The organism is Oscillibacter valericigenes (assembly GCF_021531435.1).
In the GTDB taxonomy this organism is placed as follows: domain Bacteria; phylum Bacillota; class Clostridia; order Oscillospirales; family Oscillospiraceae; genus Oscillibacter; species Oscillibacter valericigenes_B.
In genome coordinates, this window is the sequence record NZ_JAFBIS010000004.1 from 55,868 (window position 1) to 77,347 (window position 21,480).

Consider the following 21,480-nt stretch of genomic DNA (forward strand, 5'->3'; position numbering starts at 1 on the left):
GGGGGAGCAGGCTCCCCCTTTAGAACCCCCACCACCAGTGACGTCGGTCACTGGTGAACGCCGCCTCCGGCGGCTGGGTCGAGGAATTTTCGGCAGGCGCATGTCCTGCCGAAAATGATTAAATTCTTTCTTTTGCCGCCGGCAAAAGAACTGGGGGAAAGCGGCGAAGCGCCGCCTGTGGCGGAAGAAGCGAGCCGCTTTCGAGGCAGCGGCACGATTGGCGGCTCCGGCAGGAGCCGGGAATCGTAACGCCGCAACGGTGCTAACCGCAGGTTTTCCCCAGACCCTTTCCTGAAAAAACGGACGCCGGAAGGCGTCCGTTTTTGCGTGTGGTTGCATTTCCCCGGGAAAGCGTGTAAACTACCTACATCATATAATCCATAGCATTTAGAAGGAGACTTTTCATGTTATATGCTGTTTTTGGTGCCCTGGGGCTGGGACTGCTGGGGCTGGACCAGTGGTTCAAGCACTGGATCACCGTGAACCTGCCTCTGGGGGAGACGATGCCGTTCCTGCCGGGCTTCATGCAGCTGCGCACCGTCCACAACTACGGCGCCGCCTGGTCCAGCTTTTCCGGGATGCGGTGGCTGCTGGTGGCCGTCACCTGCTGCATCGTGGCGGTAGTGGCCGCGGCGCTGGTGCGGCGCGTTGTGCGGCATCCCTTCGGCGTGGCCGCCGGGTTTCTCATCATCTCCGGCGGGCTGGGGAATATCATCGACCGGGTGCGGCTGGGCTATGTGGTGGATATGTTCGACTTCCAGTTCATCAATTACCCGGTGTTCAACATCGCCGACTGCTGCATTGTCTGCGGCTGCATCATGGGGGCCATCTACTACTTATGGCTCTATGAAAAATACGACAAAAAGGACAAGACCCATGGAGAAGCTGACGCTCCAACCGAATAAGGAGGACGCGGGCCGGCGGGTGGACGCCTGGCTGGCGGCGAATCTGGAGGACGTGACCCGCTCCGCCGCCCAGCGGCTGCTGGAGGAGGGCCGGGTGACCTGCGGCGGGAAGCCCCTGGCGAAGAACTACAAGCTGACAGGGTCGGAGACGCTGGAAGTCGCTCTGCCCGAGCCGGAGCCGGTGGACGTGACGCCTCAGGACATCCCACTGAACGTGGTGTACGAGGACGACGACGTCATCGTGGTGAACAAGCCCAAGGGGTTAGTCGTCCATCCGGCGCCCGGACACCCCGATGGGACGCTGGTGAATGCCCTGCTGTACCACTGCGGGGACAGCCTGTCCGGTGTCGGCGGAGAGCTGCGGCCCGGCATCGTCCACCGCATCGACCGGGACACCTCCGGGCTGATCATCGCGGCGAAGAACGATTTTGCCCACCAAAGATTGGCGGCGCAATTGCAGGACCACACCCTGGCTCGCATCTACCACTGCATCGTGGTGGGAAACCTGCGGGAGGACGCGGGGACTGTGGACGCGCCCATCGGGCGGCATCCCGTGGACCGGAAAAAGATGGCGGTTGCGGCGAACGGCCGCCCCGCCGTCACCCACTGGCGGGTGCTGGAGCGGTTCCAGGGCTTTTGCTACGTGGAGTGCCGCCTGGAGACCGGGCGGACCCACCAGATCCGGGTGCATATGGCCCATATCGGCCACCCCATTCTGGGAGACACGGTGTACGGGAACAAAAAGCCCGTGCCGGGGCTTCATGGCCAGTGCCTTCACGCCGTGGGGCTGCGGTTCCTCCATCCCCGGACAGGGGAGGCGGTGGAGCTGCACTGCGAACTGCCGGAGGAATTTCAGAACCAGCTTCGGAAACTGGAGGCGCGGAGATGAAGAGATGGGTCGTGACAGGCGCGGCTGCGCTGATGGCTCTATTTCTGACCGCCTGCGGCGGCACGGCGGAAGTGGACGCATTGCGGGCTGAGAACGCGTCCCTGACCGCCAAAAACCAGACCTTGCAGGAGGAGAACCGGCGGCTCACCCAGGCGCTGGCGGAGCAGGCCTCCGGGCAGACAGCGGAGGAAACGGATGAGAGCAGCGATGCCTCCCCGGAAGCGCACAATCCCATCGACGACTTTTTTGACAATGGGCGGTACTGGGACTGCGGCACCACCGCCGCCATGCGCACAGTGGCGGACGCTTATTCTAGAGCCTGGGAGACGGAACTGCGCACCTTGGCGGAGCAGCAGAAGGAAGCGCTTTTGTATCAGGAGGACAGGGACCTGGTGGACACTTTTGTGCGCGCTGTGGAGGATCAGGCGGACTGTATGCTGGACCTGAACGCCTTTTCCCTCGCTGACCTGGAGGCGGCGCCGGGAGAGGCACGGCTGGCTGCCGCCGGAACGCTTCTGGGGCCCGTTGCCGCCCAAAGCCGGGCGGAGGTGTACCGCAGCGGCTATTTCCGGCTGCTGTACGCCTGCGGCTGTCCGGAGGCTTTCTGCTTCGACCCGGAGGCTGCCGGCCGGGAGCTGGACGAGGAATTGGGCGAGGAGATCGTCCGGATACGGGGGGCCGCGGAAAGCTGATTTTCGGATACGGCACCATAAAGAACAAAGCAGGCCCCGCCGTTTTCGGCGGGGCTTTTGCATGGCAAAAGGGGGCAGGATTCAGAAAACGGGGAGCAGGATTCAGATAGAAAAATGTATATTGCACAAAAAGCAAACGATTACTTAACATAATTCTGAATAGTATTGCGATTGAAGTTCCGGAAATGGCCTGCTAAGATGATGCCGTCCGCCGGGAACAGCGGAAGCAAACTCTGCAAGACAAGAAGGAATGGATAACTATGACGAAAGTGATCGATATTAAGACCAAAGACCAGGCTGTGAAGATCAGCGAACTGGCCAGCGAGGCTCCCTATGAGGTCTGGCTGAGCACCGATACCGTAATGCTGGACGCCCGGTCCCTGCTGGGTATTCTGAGCTTGGTGGGCAGGCGTGCCTCCGTTGTGGCGGAGGATAATGTGAACCCCCGCAGCTTCAGCAAGCTGGTCGACAAAATGGTGTAAAAGACAATTTTCGAAAAGCGAAGTCCCGGCGGCTGCCACCGCCGGGACTTCGCTTTTCGTTCTTGTGCTTTTTCTGCTTTTATGCTATGATATTTCAGTTAAAGTATCTGCATTTCGGAGGAAAATAACTTGGAACGCAAGGAAGTATTGGTATCCCCGGCGGAGCTGGACCGCCAGCGGGAGTTTGAAAATAAAATCAAGGCCATGTTCGCCGCACGGGAGGCCCATCCCGTGGCCTGTGTGGACACCTTCGGCTGCCAGCAGAACGTGGCCGACGGCCAGAAGCTGATGGGGATGCTGGCCGCCTGCGGCTTCACCTTCACGGACAAGCCCGCCGAGGCCGACCTGGTCATCCTGAATACCTGCGCCGTCCGGGAGCACGCCGAGGACCGGGTGTTCGGCAACCTGGGCGCCCTGACCCATGCCAAAAAGGAAAACCCGGAGATGGTCATTGCCCTGTGCGGCTGCATGGCCCAGGAGCCCCGTGTTTCCCAGCGCATCAAAAAGTCTTATCCCCTGGTGAACCTGGTGTTCGGGCCCCATGCCCTCTGGAAGTTCCCGGAGCTTCTCTGGCAGGTCTACGAGAGCCGCAAGCGGGTGTTCTCCGTGGACGACGAGCACGGGACGATTGCCGAGGGCATCCCCGTGGTGCGGGAGAAGGGTGTGAAGGCCTGGGTCTCCATTATGTACGGCTGCAACAACTTCTGCTCCTACTGCATCGTGCCCTACGTCCGGGGCCGGGAGCGGAGCCGGGACCCTCAGTGTGTGCTGCAGGAAGTGCGGGAGCTGGTGGAGGCGGGGTACAAGGACATTACCCTGCTGGGCCAGAACGTCAACTCCTACGGCAACGACCTGAATCTGGGCTATGATTTCGCGGACCTGCTGGCGGACATTGACAAGATCCCGGGAGAATATCTCATCCGGTTCATGTCCAGCCACCCCAAGGACGCCACGAAGAAGCTGTTCGACACCATGGCCCGGTGTTCTCACGTCGCCAAGCAGCTCCACCTGCCCTTCCAGTCCGGCAATGACCGGGTGCTGAAGGAGATGAACCGGCGGTACACCCGGCAGCAGTATCTGGATTTGGTGAACTACGCCAAGAGCGTCATGCCGGGGTTGGTGCTGACCTCCGACGTCATCATCGGCTTCCCCGGTGAGACCGAGGCGGAGGCCATGGACACCGTGTCCCTGGTGCAGGAAGTGGGCTTTGACGCCCTGTTCACCTTTATTTACAGCCCCCGGCCCGGCACCAAGGCGGCGGAAATGCCGGACCCGGCCAGCCGGGAGGAGAAGCAGAAGTGGTTCGACAAGCTGCTGGAGGTGCAGAACGGCCAGTCCGCCGCCCTCCACGCGGCGTATGTGGGCAAGACTGTCCGGGTGCTGGTGGACGGCAGGAGCGACGACGAGCACTTCCCCCTGGCGTCCCGTACCGAGGGCAACCGGCTGGTGCGTCTCAAGGGGGACGAGAGCCTGATCGGGCGGTTCATCGACGTGAAGGTCACGGACAGCAACACCTGGGCGCTGTACGGCGAAGTGGTCTGAGGAAACGGCGGAACGGAGAGTGAATGCCTTGAAAATCGTTACTCTGCTGGAAAATACCGCCTGTGACGCGGGGCTGTGCGCCGCCCACGGGCTGAGCCTGTACATCGAGACCCCCAAGCATAAGATTTTGTTCGACATGGGCCCGGACGGGCGGTTTATCGGGAACGCCCAAAAGCTGGGCGTGGACCTGAGCGCCGTGGACGTCGCGGTGCTGTCCCACGGACACTTTGACCACGGCGGCGGCCTGCGGGCCTTCAGCGAGGTCAACAGCCGGGCCGACATCCTCATCCACACCGACGCCTTCGGCAACTTTTACGCGGTGCGGCCCGGAAAAGAGCCGGCGTACATCGGCCTGGACCCCGAGCTGTGGGAGCTGGAGAGCCGGGTCATCCCCACGGCGGATTTTTTGAAGCTGGACGATGAGCTGACGCTGTTTTCCGACGAGCCGGAGGTATTTCCCGCCCTGGCCGCCAGCGCCAAGCTCCACGTGGAGACGCCGGAGGGCCTGCGGCCTGACCCCTTCACCCATGAGCAGAACCTGCTGGTGACGGCGTGGGGCAAGTCCGTGCTGTTCGCTGGCTGCGCCCACCGGGGCATCGTCAACATCCTGGCGGGAGCCAGAGAGCGGCTGGGCCGCCTGCCGGACGCCGTGTTCGGCGGCTTCCACTTCTTTGAGCTGGACCCGGCGGACCCGGAGAGCGCCAGGCTCATCGACGACACCGGCAAAGCCCTGCTGGATGGGGAGACGGTGTACTACACCGGACACTGCACCGGGGAGTACGCATATGAGCGGCTGCACGCCATCCTGGGGGACCGCCTGCGGCACATGAGCGGCGGCGGTATCGTGGAGATTTGAGAGAAAGACGGTGACACCACATGGCGGAATTGACCCCCATGATGAAGCAATACCTGGAGATCAAGCGGGACAACCCGGATTCCATCCTGTTTTTCCGGCTGGGCGACTTCTATGAGATGTTCGCCGACGACGCCAAGCTGGCCTCTAAGGAGCTGGACCTGACGCTGACCTCCCGGGATAAGGACCCCAAGAAGGCGCCGGAGGAGAAGGTGCCCATGTGCGGCATCCCCTACCACGCCAGCGAGTCTTACATCGCCCGGCTCATCGCCAAGGGTTACAAGGTGGCCATCTGCGAGCAGATGGAGGACCCCGCCACCGCCAAGGGGCTAGTGAAGCGGGACATCATCCGGGTGGTGACGCCGGGTACGGTCATCGACGCCGCGTGTCTCGACGACAAGGCCAGCAATTTCCTCTGCGGCATTTACATGGACTCCCGGTCTGCCGGTGTTGCCTTCTGCGACATCACCACCGGCAAGGCCCACCTGACGGCTTTTTCCGGCAAGGACCGGGTGGAGCACGTCATCAACGAGCTGGGGCGTTTTTCCCCGGCGGAGGCCATTCTGAACGACGGCGCCTACGCGGAAAGAGCCCTGGTGGAAGCCCTGCGGGACAAGTTCTCCTGCCGGGTGGAGAATGGCGGCGAGCGACGGTTCCTGCTGAACGAGGCGGAGAAGAATATTCGCAAACAGTTCGGGGAGGAGGCCCAGAAGCGCCTGCCCGCCGGGAATCCGGCGGCGGCCATGGCCCTGGGCGGACTGCTGAATTATTTATATGAGACGCAGAAGACTGACCTGAGCCACATCAACGACCTGGATTACTACGAGCAGGGCCGGTTCATGGAGCTGGACCTGACGGCACGGCGGAACCTGGAGCTGACGGAGACCCTCCGGGGCAAGGAGAAGAAGGGGAGCCTGCTGTGGGTGCTGGACAAGACCAAGACCCCCATGGGCGCCCGGTGCCTGCGCTCCTGGCTGGAGCGGCCTCTGCTGTCCGTCACCGCCATCTGCAAGCGTAATTCCGCGGTGGCGGCGCTGGTGGACAACACCATCGTCCGGGAGGAGCTCATCGCCGCCATGACGGGCCTGGGCGATATGGAGCGGCTCATCGGCCGCATCGTCTACGGCACGGCGGGCGGACGGGACATGGCGTCCCTCCGGGCGGCCATTGAAAAACTGCCTGCCGTCAAGGAACAGCTGGCATCGCTGAATGACCGCCGCCTGTCGGAGCTGACGGCGGAGCTGGATACCCTGGAGGACATCGGGGCGCGTATCGCGGATACCATCTGCGACGAGCCGCCGTTCTCCGTCCGGGAGGGCGGCTTCATCCGGGACGGCTTCAACGGGGAAGTGGACCGCCTGCGGCACATCCTGAAAGGCGGCAAGAGCGTCATCGCGGAGATGGAGGCCAAGGAGAAGGAGGCCACCGGCATCCGCACGCTGAAAATCGGCTACAACAAGGTGTTCGGGTACTACATCGAGGTGTCAAACTCCTTTAAGGACCAGGTGCCGGAGACCTACATCCGCAAGCAGACATTGGTGAACGGCGAGCGGTACATCACCCAGGAGCTGAAGGACCTGGAGCATGAGATCCTGACCGCCTCCGAGCGGGTAGTGGCCCTGGAATACGAGCTGTTCACGGCCCTGCGGGAGGAGATCTCCGCCGCCGCGCCCCGTATCCAGAAGACCGCCGCAGCTGTGGCGGAGGCCGACGCCTTGGCGTCCTTTGCTGCTGTGGCGGTGCGGAACAACTACTGCCGCCCCGACGTGGACGAGTCCGGGGTCATTGAGATCAACGAGGGGCGCCACCCGGTGGTGGAGCGGGTGCTGAAAGACAGCCTGTTCGTCCCCAACGACACGTTCATGGGGGAGAAGGAGGGCCGGGTGGCCATCATCACCGGCCCCAACATGGCGGGTAAATCCACCTACATGCGCCAGGTGGCGCTGATCGTGCTGATGGCCCAGATGGGGTCTTTTGTCCCGGCAAAATACGCCCACATCGGCGTGGTGGACCGCATCTTCACCCGCATCGGCGCGTCCGATGACCTCAGCGCCGGACAGTCTACTTTTATGGTGGAGATGACGGAGGTCTCCGACATCCTGCACCACGCCACGAAGAACTCCCTGCTGATTTTGGACGAGATCGGCCGGGGCACGTCCACATTCGACGGTATGTCCATTGCCCGGGCGGTACTGGAATACTGCGCCGACAAAAAGACCTTGGGCGCCAAGACGCTGTTCGCTACCCATTACCATGAGCTGACGGAGCTGGAGAACACATTGCCCGGCACGGTGAATTACTCCATCGCGGTGAAGGCCCGGGGGGAGGACATCATCTTCCTGCGGAAGATCGTCCCCGGCGGGGCCGACCGGAGTTACGGCATCGAAGTCGCAAAGCTGGCGGGACTGCCGGACAAGGTGGTCCAGCGGGCCAAGGCGGTGCTGGCGGAGCTGGAGGCGGAGAACGGCGTCCAGTATGTGGCGGCACGGAAAGAAGCGGACCAGGTGTCGCTGGACGCTATCGGCGAGGGCGAGGTGCTGGACGCGCTGCGCCGCTGTCAGCCGGACACGCTGACGCCCATCGAGGCGATGAGCCTTTTGTATGAGCTGAAGCAGAAGTTAAAGTAGGAGAACTGAGGCCGGAGTTCCGGCATACACAGGAGGTTCTATGGCAAAACGCAAATCGACAACTTACATGACTTACGGGGAGCAGATCGCGGGCGTGGTGTTTTTCGTCATCTACCTGCTGGTGCTGCCCTTCGTCACCACGCCTCTGTTCAACCTGGCGGAGCGGCTGCTGGACACGACCATTTCCGGTGCCATGCGGAACATCCTGTACTACTACATCCTGTTCGCGGTGACCCTCATCATTTTCCACGGCTTTCTCGCCCGGACCTCCCGGCGTCTGCTGGACAACCTGGGCCTTGCCTGCAAGTCGGCGGCGGTGGGACTGGTGGGGCTGTACGGCCTGAATGAGCTGGTGTACCGGCTCACCAACCTGATTTTTACCAACCGCACCAACCTCAACGATACCACGATTTCCGCCCAGATCGACGACGCGCCCCATATGACGCTGCTGATCGTCATTTTTCTGGCGCCCTTCGTGGAGGAGGTACTGTTCCGGGGGCTGGTGTTCGGAAACTTAAAGAGCAAGAGCCGGGCTTTGGCCTATGCGGTGAGCTGCCTGCTGTTCGCGCTGCTTCATGTATGGCAGTTTGCCGTGGTGAAGCAGGACGTCACCTACTTTTTGCTGATGATCCAATACCTGGTGCCTGGGCTGGTCCTGGCCTGGGCCTATGACCACAGCGGGACACTGTGGTCCTCCATTGCCCTGCATGCCGCGGCTAACGCCCTGAGCACGTGGGCGATGTTATAACATTCCAGAGAGATAAGAGAGCGGAAGTACAATGGGTTTTTTTGATGTGTTTCAGGAGATGCTGATCCTGCTGTTCGCTATGGCCCTGGGGTATCTGGCCAACCGGCTTGGGTACCTGGGAGGGGAGATCGACCAGAAGATCTGCAAGATCATTTTGAATATCACCATGCCGTGCATGATCGTGGCGGCGGTGGCCGACGGCGACACCCTCCCCGGCACGGCGGAGATCTTGGCCGTTTTGAAGGTGGCGGCGGTATTTTACGGGATGGAGATCCTGATCACTGTGATCTTTCCCCGGTTTCTGGGCGGCACCGACAAGCAGAAGGGCGTCTGGCGCTATACCCTGATGTTCCCCAACATGGCGTTTATCGGCTATCCCGTGTCGGTGTCCCTGTTCGGGCCGGAGGCGCTGTTTTACGCCGTCATTCTGGTGCTGCCCTTCAACCTGCTGTCCTACTCCCTGGGGCCCCTGATGCTGGCCGGGAAGGGCCGGTTCCGCTGGCGGCAGCTGACCTCGCCCTGTATCATCGCCGCGGTCATTGCCCTGGTGGTGGCCCTGAGCCACATCGGACTGCCCGCCATCCTGGGGGAATGCCTGGGCTTTGTGGGGGATGTGACAGTGCCTCTGTCCCTGCTGGTGGTGGGCTCCCTGTTGGCGGGCCTGCCGGCCAGACAAGTGTTCGCATCGCCCCGGCTGTGGGTGCTCTCGGCGGTGCGCCTGCTGGGGATGCCCACCCTGCTGTGGGTGATTTTAACCTGGATGCATGTGGAGCCGCCCATGGTGGCGGGGGTTGCCGTTGTGCTGATGGCCATGCCCACGGCGGTGAACGGCACCATGCTGAGCCTGGAATACGGCGGCGATACGGATTGTATGGCCCAGATCACGTTTTTGACGACCCTGGCGTCCATCATCACTATCCCGGTGGTGTCGGCGCTGCTGCTGTAAACGATTTGAATGCCCGGAGGTGGATGACATGCCTCATATTGAACAACTGGCACCCCATGTGGCGGACCTGATCGCTGCCGGTGAGGTGGTGGAGCGGCCGGCCAGCGTGGTGAAGGAGCTGGTGGAGAACGCCATCGACGCGGGTTCCTCCGCCGTGGTGGTGGAGATCCGGCGGGGCGGCATGGGGATGATCCGGGTGACGGACAACGGCTGCGGCATCGCCCCCGGCGAGCTGCCCACGGCCTTCCTGCGCCATGCCACCAGCAAGATGCGCACGGCGGACGACCTGGGGAAGATCGGGACCCTGGGCTTCCGGGGCGAGGCTCTGGCGGCCATCTCCGCCGTCAGCCGGGTGGACATTCTGACCCGGCGGAAGGGCGCGGACTGCGGCGCATCACTGCACCTGGAGGGCGGCGTGCCCGGTCAGGTGGAGGAGGCGGGCGCCCCGGAGGGCACCGCCATCACCGTCCGGGACCTGTTCTACAACACTCCTGCGAGATTGAAATTCATGCGGAAGGACAGCGCCGAGACCGCTGCCGTGGCGGGACTGATGCAGCATCTGGCGCTGAGCCATCCTGATGTGTCCTTTAAGTTCATCAAGGACGGCGCGGAGAGCCTCCACACCCCCGGCGACGGGAAGCTGGAGTCCGCCGTCTACGCCGCCCTGGGCCGGGATTTCGCCCGGGGACTGGTGAGCGTGGAGGGTCGGGGCGGCTACATCGCCGTCAGCGGCTTCGTCACCGCGCCGCTGATGGGCCGGGGCTCCCGGTCCATGCAGGTGTTCTTCGTCAACGGGCGGTTCATCAAGTCCCAGCTCCTGACGGCGGCCCTGGAGGAGGGCTACCGCAACCAGATCATGAAGGGGAAGTTCCCCGGCTGCGTGCTGAGCGTGACGCTGCCGGTGACGGCGGTGGACGTCAACGTCCATCCCGCCAAGACCCAGGTGAAATTCGCCCGGGAGCGGGAGGTGTTTGACGCGGTGTACCACACCGTGCTGGACTGCCTGGACGCCAAGGGCGCGCCTGCGGCGGCCAGCAAGCCCGTGGAGCGGGTGGTGAATCCCCGGCAGGACTTTTTCCAGTCCATGGACGCCAAAACTTACCGGGAACAGGGGGCAAAGAATACGGAAAAGGCGGCGGAAAAGCCTCCGGTGCGGCCCGCTGCCCCGGCCCGGCCTGCCTGGGATACGGAGTGGAAGTCCTCCGCCCGGGTGGCGGACAGCCAGCCCCAAAGACCCCTGAGCTTCCGGCCCTTGGAGAAGCCGGCGGGGGCGGCCTTTGGAAAGCCCCCGGCGTCGGTGGCGGAGCGGCGGGAGGCCCCGCCTGTCCGGGAAGCGCCGGTTGAAAAAGAAGCGCCTGCGAAGCCGGAGGCGCCGAAGCGCCCCTTCGTGCCCGCTATCCCGGCGGACCAACAAAAGCTGGATCTGCCGGGGCAGACCACCATTGAGCCGCCCAAGGAGGCCCCCTGGCGCATTGCCGGCGAGGTGCTGCATACCTATATTATTTGTGAGAGCGCCGATGGCTGCGTGTGGCTCATCGACAAGCACGCCGCCCATGAGCGCGTCAACTTCGACCGCCTGAAGGCCGCCAAGGAGCCGCCCATGCGTCAAACGCTGCTGCAGCCCATCGCGGCGGAGCTCTCCCGGGAGGATGGGGCGCTGCTGCTGGAGAATCTGGACCTGCTGGAGCAGTTCGGATTTGCCTGCGAGGATTTCGGCGACGGCGCCATTCTGGTGCGTGAGGTCCCGGCGGACATCGACGCCGGAGATGCCGTCTCCACCCTGGAGGAGTTCGCGGAAAACCTCCGCAGCGGCAAGAGTTTGGAGGAGAAGCGGGAAAACCTGCTGCACACCATGGCCTGCAAAGCCGCCATCAAGGGCGGCTGGACCAGCGACATTTCGGAGCTGAAAGTGCTGGTGGAAAAGGTCCAGAGCGGCGAGGTGCGCTACTGCCCCCACGGGCGGCCCGTGGCGGTGAAGCTCACCAAGTACGAATTGGAGAAAATGTTTAAGCGGGCATAATACCATGCAAGGGGGAACAGACTGTGAAGCTCTTGTTTGTGGACTGCTGTATCAGCCAGCGGGGAGAGAACTCCAGGACAAAAAAGCTGGCGGATACGTTTTTGGCGGCGTTCCGGGAAAAACACCCGGAGGCCGAAATTGAGACCGTCCTGCCGGAGACGCTGCTGGCGCTGAGGCCCTTTGACGCGGAAATGCTGAACGAGCGGGACGCCCTGGCCTCCGTGGGGGCCTGGGACGCGCCGGTGTTCAGCCTTGCCCGGCAGTTCCGGGGAGCGGACGGAATCGTGGTGGCGGCGCCCTTCTGGGATCTAAGCTTTCCGGCGGCGCTGCGGACGTATATTGAGTATATCTCCGCCAACGGCCTGACCTACCACTACGACGAAACCGGCTGCCACGGCGACTGTAAGGCCCGGCAGCTGGTGTACCTCACCTCCGGCGGCGACTTCGAGCGGGAGGACAGCGTGGGTGTGACCTATTGGCGGCAGCTGGCCGCCATGTTCGGCATCCCCCGGTTCGACTACGTGTTTGCCGGAGGGCTGGACGCCTGCCCGGATACGGCGGAGGAGACGCTGACGGCGTCCTGCGCTCTGGCCCGCAGTCTGGCGGCGGAATCCTGAGACAGCAGATTGGGAGAGGAGGGAGACCATGGCGCCGAAGATCGTCTGCGTCGTGGGGCCTACGGCCTGCGGCAAGACCACGCTGGGCGTGCTGCTCGCGAAAAAGTTCAACGGGGAAGTGGTCTCCGCCGATTCCATGCAAATTTACCGGGGTATGACCATCGGCACCGCCGCCCCGACGGAAAAAGAGATGGACGGCGTGCCCCACCACATGGTGGCGGTGGCCGACCCGTCGGAGCAGTGGTCCGCCGCCCGGTACGCCGAAACCGCCATCCCCATCATTGACGACATCCTGGCCCGGGGAAAGCTGCCCGTTCTGGTGGGCGGCACCGGGCTGTGGCTGGACGCGGTGGTGAAGGGCCACGGCTTTGCCGGGGGCCACGCCGGGGGCGAGGTGCGGAAAACGCTGCAGGAGCGGCTGGAGGCGGAGGGCATCGGGCCTCTGCTGGAGGAGCTGCGGCAGGTGGACCCGGAGGCGGCAAAACGGCTGCATCCGGCGGATGAAAAGCGCATCCTCCGGGCACTGGAGGTTTATCTGGAGACGGGCAAGACCATCACCGCCCACAACGCGGAGACGTGCGACCTGCCGCCCCGGTACGACGCCGTGTGGATCGGCCTGCGGTTCGCCGACCGGGAGGATATGAAGGCCCTCATCGACCGCCGGGTGGACAAGATGGCGGAGGAGGGCCTGGTGGAGGAGGTCCGGGCGCTGCTGGCAAGCGGCCTGCCCCGGGACGCCACATCCCTCCAGGCCATCGGCTACAAGGAGTTTTTGGGAGTGCTGGAGGGCGCCGCCACCGAGACGGAGGCCCTGGCGGAGGTGAAGCTCCGCTCCCGGCAGTACGCCAAGCGCCAGCTCACCTGGCTGCGGCGGAATCCGGCCATCCACTGGATCGAATGGGAAAAAGAACGGGATTTTGCGCGGGCCCTACAGGTTTCGACGGAAATCCTGACCGCCGAGGGCGTATCCTAGCCCTAAGGCGGACGAAACAGGAAACGATCGTCCGACCCACAAAGAAAAAAGGAGCGGACGATATGCAGAACAAAGCGAATTTACAGGACATCTTTCTTCTTCGGGCCAAGCGGGACAAGCTGCCGGTGACCATGTTCCTGATGAACGGCTTCCAGATGCGGGGCGTCATCACCGGGTTCGATGCCTTTGTGGTCATTCTGGACAGCGAGGGCCGGCAGCAGGTCATTTACAAGCACGCCATTTCCACCATCGCTCCGGTCCGGCCTGTGGATCTGAGGGAGGAAGAGACGTAATACGTGCGTCCGGAGCGCCGGGGGTACGTTACATAAGTGTGAGGCAATTCCATGAAAAACAACTCTCTCGGCATGAAAATACTGATGGCCGCCGTGACGCTGGGGCTTTTGGCCTACTTTGGACTCCAGGGCTACCTCTATTTCTCGGACCCGCTGACTACCACCCTGGCCTATACCTACCAGGTGGAGGAGAGCGTCAGCTTGTCCGGCTATGTGGTGCGGCAGGAGCAGGTGCTGGAGGATGACGGCGGCGGGCTGCTGCGGCTCCGGCGGGAAGAGGGCGAGCGGGTCAGCCGCGGCGGTGCCGTGGCGTCCGTCTATGCCGACCAGTCGTCTCTGGACCGCCAGGCGGAGATCAGCACTCTGGAAAGCCGTGTCGAGCAGCTCCAATACGCCCAGGACGCGGCGGGCAGCTCCGAGGTATCTATGAAGCTGGACGCCCAGATCCTGCAGAATATCCTGGAATACCGACGGTGCCTGACGGCGGACCGGATGGCCAAGGCCGAGACGTACGGCAGCCAGCTTCGGGCGCTGGTGCTGAAGCGGGACTACACCTATTCGGAAAACGAGGACCTCTCCGGCCAGATCGAAGCGCTTCAGGCCCAAATCAAGGAGCTGAAGACCCAGGCGGCGGGGTCCGTGCGCACCGTCACCGCGCCGGTCTCGGGGCTGTACTCCGCCGTGGTGGACGGCTATGAGACCGTCCTGACGCCGGAGAGCCTGTCGGACATGACGCCCTCCCAGCTCAGTGCCGTCCGGGCGGACAGCACGGTTTCCTCCGGTGTGGGGAAGCTGATTTTGGGAGATTCCTGGTACTATGCCGCCTCTATGTCCGCCGCGGACGCGGAGGAGCTGCAGGAGGCGTCGGACGCCCTGAAAAAGGCCGGAAAGAGCCTGACCCTGCGCTTTGCAAAGAGCGTGGAGCGGGACCTCCCGGTGACGGTCTCCCGCATCGGGCCGGAGGAAAACGGCCGGTGTGTGGTGGTGTTTGAGGGAAAGACCTGCCTCTCCCGGCTGACGCTGCTGCGCCAGCAGAGCGCCCAGGTGGTCTGGGACAGCACGGAGGGGATCCGGGTGCCCAAGGAGGCGCTGCGGATGGAAAAGGTCACGGTCAATTCCGAGGGCGAGCGGGTCACGGAGGAGGCCACCGGCGTGTACTGCGTGGTGGGCATGGAGGCCCGCTTCAAGCCGGTGGAGGTCGTGTACAACGGCAGCAGCTTTCTGCTGGTGCGCTCCGCTGCCCCGGAGGACCGGGAGAATCTGCGGCTGCGGCCGGGAGACGAAGTTATTATCACGGCAAACGGCCTGTACGACGGGAAAGTCGTCGGGCAGAAGGGCTAACGCCATATTATAGAAAAGGAAGGCAGAGAATCATGTCGATCGCGGAAAATATCGCACGGGTGCGGGAAGAAATGGCGGCCGCCGCCAGGGAAGCGGGCCGGGCGCCGGAGGAGATCACGTTGGTGGGCGCCAGCAAGATGAATGACGCCGCCGCCTGCCGGGAGGCCATCGCCGCCGGCATCGACGCCCTGGGGGAGAACCGGGTCCAGGAGATGACCCAGAAGCTCAGTGAGAACGCCTACGACGGCGCGCCGCTGCACTTTATCGGCCACCTCCAGCGGAACAAGGTGAAACAGGTGGTGGGCCATGTGTCCCTCATCCAGTCCGTGGGCTCTCTGGAGCTGCTGGACGAGATTGAAAAAGTGGCCGCCAACCGCGGCCTGGTACAGGACATCCTGCTGGAGGTCAACGTGGGCGGTGAGGAGGCCAAGAGCGGCTTCGCCCCCGCCGACACCGAGGCCGCGGCGGAGGCCGCCTTGTCCCGGAGCCATGTCCGGGTGCTGGGATTGATGACCATTCCGCCGGCGGACGCCGATCGGGATACCAATATGCGGTATTTTGAGGAAGTTCGGGCACTTTATGTTGACATCGATAGGAAATTGTTCCATAATGAACTCAAGTATCTCTCCATGGGCATGAGCGGCGATTTCGCGGACGCCATCCGCTGCGGCGCCAACATGGTCCGGGTGGGAACCGCGATTTTCGGAGCCCGCCACTACACTTGAGAAATAACACCTCAAGGAGGTTTTGAAACATGAGCCTGATCGATGAACTGAAAAAGCTGACCCATCCTTACGAGGACGAGGATGAAGAGTTCGAGGATTTTGAGGAGCCCGCCCGCAGCAGCCGGGACGCCTTTGAGGACCAGCGGGTGAAGGTGGAGGACCGCCGGAACAAGGTGGTCAACATCCACGCCACCACCCAGCTGAAAGTGGTGCTGGTGAAGCCCGAACGGTTTGAAAATGCCTCCGAGATCGCCGACCACCTGAAGGACAAGCGGACCGTGGTGCTGAACCTGGAGTCCACCAACAAGGACATCGCCCGCCGTCTGGTGGATTTCCTGTCCGGCGTGGCCTATGCCGGCGAGGGAAAGATCAAGAAGATCGCTGCCAACACCTATATCATCACGCCCTACCATGTGGACATCGAGGGCGACCTGATCGACGAGCTGGAAAACAACGGTCTCTACTTCTAATATAGAAAATACATACGGGGGGTAACAGTGCTATGCTGACACCGCAGGAAGTTTCCACCCATGCCTTTGCCAAGGCGGTCATGGGCGGCTATAATATGGCCATGGTCGATGAGTTTCTGGACGAGCTGACCGATGACTATACGGCCCTTTATAAAGAGAACGCGGCGCTGAAAGCCAAGCTGAAGGTGCTGGTGGAAAAGGTGGAGGAGTACCGTTCCACCGAGGACGCCATGCGGGCGACCCTGCTGACCGCCCAGAAGATGGCGGATTCCATCGTCCACGAGGCGGAGGCCAAGCGGGACGAGATCCTGGCCCAGGCGGAATCCGGCGCCCGGGAGAAGATCGAGGCCTACCGCCTGGAACTGGGCGAGGCGGAGGAGCGCCTGCGGCAGGGACAGATCGAGCTGTCCAGATTCATCGCCGCCAGCCGGGACATCTGCAATAAGGAGCTGAGCTTCCTGGAGCAGCTGCCCGAGCTGCCTGTGGCGGAGCCTGCCCCGGCGGCGAAGGCCGCTCCGGTGGAGGAGATCGAGGAGAAGGTCATGGCCGCCTTCAAGGAGCAGCCTGTGGAGGAGCCCGCCGCGGAGCCCGTTCAGGAGCCCGCCGTGCCGGAGGACCCGTATCCCGAGGGCGACCCCTTCGCCCGGACGGAGGATCTGGACGCCACCCGCCGCATCAATCTGGACGATTTGAAGTTTGGCCGGAATTATACCGGAGAATAACCAAAAAGCGGCTCTTTCGAGCCGCTTTTTTCCTGGGAGGAGCACTATGGACAAGCCCATCATTGCGTTTCTGTACGACTTTGACAAGACCCTCTGCACAACGGATATGGAGGACTACGCCTTTATCCCCAGCCTGGGCATGACGCCTAAGGAATTCTGGGCGCTGGCCAACGGCTTCGGCCACGCTAACCGGATGGACGGCATTCTGGCCTATATGTATACCATGATCCAGGAGTCGGAAAAGCGGCACCTGCCCTTTACCCGGGAGAGCCTGCGGGAGATGGGACGGGACATTGTGCTGTTTCCCGGCGTGGAGGGCTGGTTCCGCCGCATCAACGCCTTTGGTGAGGAACAGGGCGTCCAGGTGGAGCACTACGTCATTTCCTCCGGCCTGCGGGAGATCATCGAGGGTTCCGCCATCAGCGGCGAATTCAAGGAGATCTACGCCAGCGAGTTTTACTATGACGGGGAAGGACGGCCCGTGTGGCCCAAGCTGACGGTCAACTTCACTGCCAAGACCCAGTTCGTCTACCGCATCAACAAGGGCGTGCTGGACGTGTCCGATGACAAGACGCTGAACGACTCCATGCCCGACGACAGCAAGCGGGTGCCTTTCACCAACATGATCTACATTGGCGACGGTCTTTCCGATGTGCCCTGCATGAAAATGATGCGGGCCTACGGCGGCCAGGCCATCGCCGTGTATCAGGCGGCCAACCGCCTGGGCGTGGAGGACCTGCTGGCCAAGGGCCGGGTGGACTTCATCTTCCCGGCGGATTACAGCGAGGGCACCGCCCTGGACCTGACGGCCAGGAACATCATTCGCAAGATGGCCATTGTGGACCAATTGGGGGATGAAAACAGCCGCCAGCTGCGGAATATCGGCGGCGATGTGCTGCCGGATCAGGTGGGACTATTCTGAATGGAACTGCCGGGCAGCTGCCCGGCAGTTTGATTTTGATGACACAAGTTTCTTTACAATTCGTAGCATTTCTGCTAAACTATACCCTGCGTATTTAAAAAGAGGGAAAGGAACGAGGAAAATGGCTTCCACATCTGAATTTTCACGCACGCTGTCCCTGCTGCGGAAGGAGCGGGGCGTTTCCCAGCGGACCGCCGCCGGGGATCTGGGTATTTCCCAGGCGCTGCTGAGCCACTACGAAAACGGCGTCCGGGAGCCGGGCCTCGGCTTCGTGGTAAAGGCCTGCGACTATTACAACGTGTCCGCCGATTTTATTCTGGGCCGCACCCTGTCCCGGGAGGGCAGCATGCTGACCTCCGAGGAGGTATTGAACGCCGCCGAGCCGGGGAACATTCTCCAGGGCAGCGTGCTGGCGACCCTCCAGAGCAAGCTGCTGTCCGGCGCCATGGGCGTGCTGTTCGGGCTGCTGGGCAAGCTGGGAGATAAGCGGGCCATCAACGCCGCCGCCGACTACCTGGGCGGCGCGGTGTACCAGCTGTACCGCCACCTGTACCGCTCCGCCGGGGCCAATGAGAACTATTTTGCCCTGGACAGCGATGACTGCGCCATGGATGTGTCCGAAGCGGACCGGAAGCTGGCGGAGCTGCGCTATGTCCATGCCCTGCGGGACCAGGCGGAGCAGAAGGCGGAGTTCCCCGACCTGTCGCACGACGCCCTTGCCGCCGCCTATCCCGGCCGCTGCCAGAGCATGACCCAGGTTTTGAGTACCGCCGACGCCAGAATGAACGGTCTGGCGGAGCAGTGAGGACTTGTTTGCGGAGGTTATTGATCTATGACAAAGCAAGCCAATATTCGTAATTTCAGTATTATCGCCCATATTGACCACGGCAAATCCACGCTGGCGGACCGGCTGCTGGAGAAGTGCGAGGCGGTCTCCCAGCGGCAGATGGAGAGCCAGCTACTGGACAACATGGACCTGGAGCGGGAGCGTGGTATCACCATCAAGGCCCGGGCGGTCCGGCTGAACTACAAGGCCCAGGATGGGCAGGTCTACGAGCTGAACCTCATCGACACCCCGGGCCATGTGGACTTCAACTATGAGGTCTCCCGGTCTCTGGCGGCCTGCGAGGGCGCGGTGCTGGTGGTGGACGCCACCCAGGGCGTGGAGGCCCAGACATTGGCCAACACCTACCTCGCCATGGAGCACGACCTGGAGATTTTACCGGTGTTCAACAAGATCGACCTGCCCGCCGCCAACCCGGAGAAGGCCAAGCATGAGGTGGAGGACATCATCGGCCTGCCCGCCATGGACGCGCCGGAGATCTCCGCCAAAATGGGCATCAACATCGACGCCGTGCTGGAGGACATCGTACAGAACGTGCCCGCCCCCACCGGCGATGTGAACGCGCCCCTCAAGGCCCTGATCTTCGACAGCCAGTATGACAGCTACCGGGGCGTCATCGTCTACATGCGGCTGATGGAGGGCTCCATCCGCACCGGACAGACGGTAAAGCTGATGGCTACCGGCGCCGCGTACCAGGTGGTGGAGTGCGGCCACCTGCTGCCTCTGGGCCTGGAGCCCTGCGATGCGCTGGAGGCCGGCGAGGTGGGCTATTTCACCGCCTCCATCAAGAACGTGCAGGACACCCGGGTGGGCGATACCGTCACCGACGCCGCCAATCCCACCGCCGAGGCTCTGCCGGGTTACCGTCCCGTGCAGCCCATGGTCTACTGCGGCATCTACACCGAGGACGGCAGCAAGTATCCCGACCTGCGGGACGCTTTGGAGAAGCTGCGGCTGAACGACGCGTCTTTGAGCTTCGAGCCGGAGAGCTCCGTAGCCCTGGGCTTTGGCTTCCGCTGCGGCTTTTTGGGAATGCTCCACATGGAGGTCATCCAGGAGCGGCTGGAGCGGGAGTTTGACCTGGACCTTGTGACCACCCTGCCCTCCGTCATCTACAATGTCTACAAGACCGACGGCACCCTGGTCCGGGTGGACAACCCCCACAACTACCCCGACCCCGCGTCCATCGAGCACGCCGAGGAGCCCTACGTCAAGGTGTCCATCATCACGCCCAACGAGTACGTGGGCAACATCATGCCCCTGTGCCAGACCCGCCGGGGCGAGTTCAAGGATATGCAGTATCTGGACACGAATCTTGTGGAGCTCCACTACCAGATGCCCCTGAACGAGATCATCTACGACTTCTTTGATACCCTGAAGGCCAATACCAAGGGCTACGCCTCCCTGGACTATGAGCTGTCCGACTACCGGCCCAGCGAGCTGGTAAAGGTGGACCTCCTCTTAAACGGCGACAAGGTGGACGCCCTGAGCTTTATCGCCCACAAGGACAAGGCCTATCCCCGGGCGCGGAAGCTATGTGAGAAGCTGAAGGAGAACGTGCCCCGCCAGCTGTTCGAGGTACCCATCCAGGCGGCCATCGGCGGCCGGATCATTGCCCGGGAGACCATCAAGGCCATGCGCAAGGATGTGCTGGCCAAGTGCTACGGCGGCGATGTCACCCGGAAGAAAAAGCTGCTGGAAAAGCAGAAAGAGGGCAAAAAGAAAATGCGGTCCCTGGGCACGGTACAGGTGCCGACAGAGGCGTTTTTGGCGGTCCTCAAGCTGGACGAGTGAGTTTCCCGGAAAATATGGAAAAAGCGCAGGTCCCCGATTTCGGGGGCCTGCGCTTTTGGTGCGCGGGGATTTAACCCAGCTTTTCCAGCTCGGTCAGCGTATGGGTGCAGTAGCCGGAAGCGCCGATGAAGGTCAGGACCGTCAGCGCGCCGCTGAGATAGTACAGCGTGGTGCCCTTGACGGCGCTGAGGCCCTCCAGCATGGCGCCCACCATGATGACCAGCAGCAGACCGACAACGGCCCAGGCGCGGTGAATGATCTTTTTCTCCTTTTTCGTATCCATCGTGAATACCTCCTTGTTTTTTCTTAACATGATGCAGTATATCATCGATATACACAAAATTACATGCCTTAAATAAGGAGTTTTGCCCAAATAACTTGACGCTTTCAAGGAAATTCGCTAGAATACATTCCGAATTTTAAGAACACTTCAAGGGGGCATCCATATGGATACAACAGACCGCCGCATCCTGCGCGTGCTGCAGCAGGACGCACGGATCACCATGACGGCGCTGGCCGAGCAGATCTCCATGAGCGTACCGGCCGCGGCGGAACGGGTACACCGGCTGGAGGAGCAGCAGATCATCCGGGGCTACCACGCGGACATCAACGCCGCGGCTGCGGGGTATGAGATCGAGGCCGTGGTGCTGGCGACCGCCCATGCCGGCGCGGAGGAAAGCCTCTACCGGCTGATCGAGGACAGGCCGGAAGTGATGGCCGCCTGGGACCTGGCGGGGCGCACCGGCTTGCTGCTGCGGGTCATTTGTAAGGATATGGCATCCTTTGAAGCGCTGGTGGAGTCCTTTCAGCAGGCTGCCACGACAGAATCCTACTTTTGCCTGCACCAGCGCAAGGACACGCAGTTTCCGGTGGAGGATCTTTGAAAAAACAGGGCGGCGCACCGAGCCGCCCTGTTTTTTTGCCCTGCTGCGGGTCAAATGGCCCATATGGGGGCGGATAGGTCCACCTTTGCGAAAATGCACAAAAAGTAATACCTTTCCCGCGAGAAAGTCTACTTCCCGGCAGGCGGAGAATCATTGACGGCGGGCGGAAAAACTTGCATAATGACATAGAA

At 62.4% G+C, this 21,480-nt stretch carries 22 protein-coding genes; 21 read left to right on the plus strand and 1 reads right to left on the minus strand.

Annotation, left to right across the window (positions count from 1 at the left end; translation table 11 throughout):
- Positions 1-404 precede the first annotated feature (404 nt).
- The 20 genes from lspA (at position 405) to lepA (ending at position 20,405) form a co-directional block, all read left to right on the plus strand.
- A complete protein-coding gene (lspA, locus tag JQM68_RS03500) occupies positions 405-905 on the plus strand; it encodes a signal peptidase II (protein ID WP_235221531.1) in 501 nt (166 codons plus the stop codon).
- Positions 877-1,794: an RluA family pseudouridine synthase gene (locus tag JQM68_RS03505; RefSeq protein WP_235221532.1), complete on the plus strand. Its 918-nt coding sequence runs from the start codon at positions 877-879 to the stop codon at positions 1,792-1,794. The genes lspA and JQM68_RS03505 overlap by 29 nt, the downstream gene beginning before the upstream one ends.
- Positions 1,791-2,486 (plus strand): coiled-coil domain-containing protein, encoded by a 696-nt coding sequence (locus JQM68_RS03510; RefSeq protein ID WP_235221533.1) that lies wholly within the window; start codon positions 1,791-1,793, stop codon positions 2,484-2,486. Before JQM68_RS03505 ends, JQM68_RS03510 begins: the two co-directional genes overlap by 4 nt.
- A 260-nt stretch (positions 2,487-2,746) precedes the next feature.
- On the plus strand, positions 2,747-2,968 hold the full coding sequence (locus tag JQM68_RS03515) for an HPr family phosphocarrier protein (RefSeq protein ID WP_235221534.1): 222 nt from the start codon (positions 2,747-2,749) through the stop codon (positions 2,966-2,968).
- Between the two features lie 129 nt (positions 2,969-3,097).
- Positions 3,098-4,510, plus strand: a complete 1,413-nt coding sequence (miaB, locus tag JQM68_RS03520; RefSeq protein WP_235221535.1) for a tRNA (N6-isopentenyl adenosine(37)-C2)-methylthiotransferase MiaB — start codon at positions 3,098-3,100, stop codon at positions 4,508-4,510.
- 28 nt (positions 4,511-4,538) lie between these two features.
- The gene (locus JQM68_RS03525; protein WP_235221536.1) at positions 4,539-5,366 is read left to right on the plus strand and encodes an MBL fold metallo-hydrolase; all 828 of its coding nucleotides are present in this window, start codon (positions 4,539-4,541) and stop codon (positions 5,364-5,366) included.
- A 20-nt stretch (positions 5,367-5,386) separates the two neighbouring features.
- Complete coding sequence (gene mutS / locus JQM68_RS03530; RefSeq protein WP_235221537.1) at positions 5,387-7,990, plus strand: DNA mismatch repair protein MutS; 2,604 nt, start codon at positions 5,387-5,389, stop codon at positions 7,988-7,990.
- Positions 7,991-8,030: 40 nt separating this feature from the next.
- Entirely contained in the window at positions 8,031-8,738 is a 708-nt protein-coding gene (locus tag JQM68_RS03535) for a CPBP family intramembrane glutamic endopeptidase (protein WP_235221538.1), read from the plus strand.
- Between the two features lie 31 nt (positions 8,739-8,769).
- Positions 8,770-9,684: an AEC family transporter gene (locus tag JQM68_RS03540; RefSeq protein ID WP_235221539.1), complete on the plus strand. Its 915-nt coding sequence runs from the start codon at positions 8,770-8,772 to the stop codon at positions 9,682-9,684.
- A 28-nt stretch (positions 9,685-9,712) separates the two neighbouring features.
- Positions 9,713-11,704 carry a DNA mismatch repair endonuclease MutL gene (mutL, locus tag JQM68_RS03545; RefSeq protein WP_235221540.1) on the plus strand — a complete coding sequence of 664 codons (1,992 nt, stop codon included), beginning with the start codon at positions 9,713-9,715 and terminating at the stop codon, positions 11,702-11,704.
- Between the two features lie 23 nt (positions 11,705-11,727).
- Positions 11,728-12,321, plus strand: coding sequence for an NAD(P)H-dependent oxidoreductase (locus tag JQM68_RS03550; protein ID WP_235221541.1), 594 nt, complete (start codon positions 11,728-11,730; stop codon positions 12,319-12,321).
- A 28-nt stretch (positions 12,322-12,349) separates the two neighbouring features.
- Positions 12,350-13,294, plus strand: a complete 945-nt coding sequence (miaA, locus tag JQM68_RS03555; protein WP_235221542.1) for a tRNA (adenosine(37)-N6)-dimethylallyltransferase MiaA — start codon at positions 12,350-12,352, stop codon at positions 13,292-13,294.
- A gap of 62 nt (positions 13,295-13,356) precedes the next feature.
- On the plus strand, positions 13,357-13,587 hold the full coding sequence (gene hfq / locus JQM68_RS03560) for an RNA chaperone Hfq (RefSeq protein ID WP_235221543.1): 231 nt from the start codon (positions 13,357-13,359) through the stop codon (positions 13,585-13,587).
- 51 nt (positions 13,588-13,638) lie between these two features.
- Positions 13,639-14,928 (plus strand): HlyD family efflux transporter periplasmic adaptor subunit, encoded by a 1,290-nt coding sequence (locus tag JQM68_RS03565; RefSeq protein ID WP_235221544.1) that lies wholly within the window; start codon positions 13,639-13,641, stop codon positions 14,926-14,928.
- A gap of 32 nt (positions 14,929-14,960) precedes the next feature.
- Positions 14,961-15,653, plus strand: coding sequence for a YggS family pyridoxal phosphate-dependent enzyme (locus tag JQM68_RS03570; protein WP_235221545.1), 693 nt, complete (start codon positions 14,961-14,963; stop codon positions 15,651-15,653).
- A 29-nt stretch (positions 15,654-15,682) separates the two neighbouring features.
- On the plus strand, positions 15,683-16,123 hold the full coding sequence (locus JQM68_RS03575; protein ID WP_235221546.1) for a cell division protein SepF: 441 nt from the start codon (positions 15,683-15,685) through the stop codon (positions 16,121-16,123).
- Between the two features lie 32 nt (positions 16,124-16,155).
- Complete coding sequence (locus JQM68_RS03580; RefSeq protein WP_235221547.1) at positions 16,156-16,845, plus strand: DivIVA domain-containing protein; 690 nt, start codon at positions 16,156-16,158, stop codon at positions 16,843-16,845.
- A 46-nt stretch (positions 16,846-16,891) separates the two neighbouring features.
- Positions 16,892-17,767 (plus strand): HAD family hydrolase, encoded by an 876-nt coding sequence (locus tag JQM68_RS03585; protein ID WP_235221548.1) that lies wholly within the window; start codon positions 16,892-16,894, stop codon positions 17,765-17,767.
- Between the two features lie 121 nt (positions 17,768-17,888).
- The gene (locus tag JQM68_RS03590; RefSeq protein WP_235221549.1) at positions 17,889-18,572 is read left to right on the plus strand and encodes a helix-turn-helix domain-containing protein; all 684 of its coding nucleotides are present in this window, start codon (positions 17,889-17,891) and stop codon (positions 18,570-18,572) included.
- 27 nt (positions 18,573-18,599) lie between these two features.
- A complete protein-coding gene (lepA, locus tag JQM68_RS03595; protein ID WP_235221550.1) occupies positions 18,600-20,405 on the plus strand; it encodes a translation elongation factor 4 in 1,806 nt (601 codons plus the stop codon).
- A 70-nt stretch (positions 20,406-20,475) separates the two neighbouring features.
- Here lepA and JQM68_RS03600 read toward each other — a convergent pair whose 3' ends face one another.
- Complete coding sequence (locus JQM68_RS03600) at positions 20,476-20,688, minus strand: hypothetical protein (RefSeq protein ID WP_235221551.1); 213 nt, start codon at positions 20,686-20,688, stop codon at positions 20,476-20,478.
- 163 nt (positions 20,689-20,851) lie between these two features.
- On the opposite strand from JQM68_RS03600, the gene JQM68_RS03605 reads away from it, so the two are divergent.
- Complete coding sequence (locus JQM68_RS03605; RefSeq protein WP_235221552.1) at positions 20,852-21,289, plus strand: Lrp/AsnC family transcriptional regulator; 438 nt, start codon at positions 20,852-20,854, stop codon at positions 21,287-21,289.
- The last annotated feature ends 191 nt before the right edge of the window (positions 21,290-21,480 follow it).